The sequence below is a fragment of the Nocardioides sp. NPDC057772 genome (genome assembly GCF_042798075.1).
In the GTDB taxonomy this organism is placed as follows: domain Bacteria; phylum Actinomycetota; class Actinomycetes; order Propionibacteriales; family Nocardioidaceae; genus Nocardioides.
Genome location: NZ_JBHVKN010000376.1, coordinates 1 through 1,829, shown reverse-complemented (window position 1 = coordinate 1,829; position 1,829 = coordinate 1). Strand labels below are relative to the sequence as shown.

Below are 1,829 nucleotides of genomic sequence, written 5' to 3'. Positions count from 1 at the left end.
GCGTCTCGTTCGGCGAGGCGTTGATCCTCGCGGTCAGTCTGGCCGTCGCCGCCATCCCGGAGTCGCTGCCCGCGGTCGTCTCCGTCGCGCTGGCGCTGGGCGCCCACCGGATGGCGCGGCAGTCCGCGATCGTGCGCTGGCTCCCGGCGGTCGAGACGCTCGGATCGGTGACGGTGCTCGCCTCGGACAAGACCGGCACCCTCACCGAAGGGCGGATGAGCGTGCAGCGGATCTGGACGCCGGAGGGCGTCGACGAGGCGGCGCTGCTCAGAGACGTGGTGCTGTGCAACGACGCCCGGCTGACCGGCACGGAGACCGACCGGACCCTGATCGGCGAGCCGATGGAGGCCGCACTGCTGCTGGCCGCCGCCGACCGCAGGGTCGAGGCGGCCGATCTGCGTCGCTGGTGGACTCGTGTGGACGAGGTGCCGTTCGAGAGCGGGACCCGCCACATGGTGACCGTGGACCAAGCCGAGGACGGCACGGTGCTGGAGGTGGTCAAGGGCGCCCCCGAGGTGGTGCTGAGCATGCTTCCGGAGGGTTCGGAGCGGAGCCGTGGAGCAGCGGCCGCCGACGACCTGGCCGGTGCCGGGTTCCGCGTCCTCGCCGTGGCACACCGGTCATGGCGGCCGCCGAGCGAGCGGCCGGAGTCGCTCGTGCTCGTGGGGCTCGTCGGTATCGCCGACCCGCCCCGCACGGACGCCGCCTCGGTGGTGGCCGACTGCCGCGAGGCGGGGATCCGGACCGTCCTCATCACCGGCGACCACCCCGCGACCGCGGGCGCCGTCGCCCGCGACGTCGGCATCCTCGCCGTGGGCGAGGTGATGAGAGGCGACGTGATGGACGGTGCCGCCGTGGATCGTGGTGAGCACCGCGAGGCGGTCGACCGGGTCCACGTCTATGCCCGGACCCGACCGGAGCAGAAGGTCGACATCCTCGACGCGCTGAAGGCCCGCGGCCATGTCGTGGCGATGACCGGCGACGGCGTCAACGACGGACCGGCCCTCCGCCGCGCCGACATCGGCGTGGCGATGGGGAAGCGCGGCACCGAGGTGGCCCGGCAGGCCGCCGACGTGGTGCTGGCCGACGACAACCTCCGCACCCTGGTCGTCGCGGTGGGTGAGGGCAGGCGCGTGTACGCCAACATCCGTACGTTCCTGCGCTACGGCCTCGCCGGCGGGCTGGCCGAGGTGCTCGTGATCCTGCTCGGCCCGTTTCTCGGCCTGGCGTTCCCGTTGGGCGCCGGACAGATCCTGTGGATCAACATGCTCACCCACGGCGTACCCGGTGTCGCGTTCGGCGGCGAACCGCTCGACCAGCAGGACATGAGGCGGCCCTCACCGTCCCCGGAGCGCTCGGTGCTCGGCGGCGGTCTGGCCCGTCAGATCGTCATGTCCGGGCTCCTCATCGCGGTGGTCAGCCTCGCGGCGGGCCTGCTGGCCCAACGCCTGGGATGGCACGTGCAATCCGCCGTCTTCCTCACGCTCGGGGCGGCCCAGCTCGGCCTGGCCCTCGCGCTGCGGGCGCCCCGGAAAGGCTGGACCCTGGCGGGACGGGGCATCGAGATCGCGGTGCTGATCGCGCTGCTGCTGCAGCTGGCCGCGGTGTGGTTCGGTCCGCTCCGGGCTCTGCTGGGGACAGAGGTCCTCGAGCCGCGCGCCCAGCTGATGCTTCTCGCGCTGGCATGTCTGCCGGGCCTCGTGGTCGCGGCCGGCCGAGCGGTCGAGCGGCTGGCTCAGCGTCGCCACGAGGGCTGATCGGGGCTGGCCGACCCTCACAACCTGGCCGGCCGGTGCACCAGGCTGGGTGCTGCGCCACCCGCCTGGTGC

At 73.3% G+C, this 1,829-nt stretch carries 1 protein-coding gene; it reads left to right on the top strand.

Translation table 11 applies throughout. From position 1 onward, the window contains the following. The coding region (locus tag ACFVJS_RS27840; protein ID WP_378886781.1) for a cation-translocating P-type ATPase at positions 1-1,757 on the top strand (1,757 nt) is incomplete at its 5' end. Positions 1,758-1,829 lie beyond the last annotated feature (72 nt).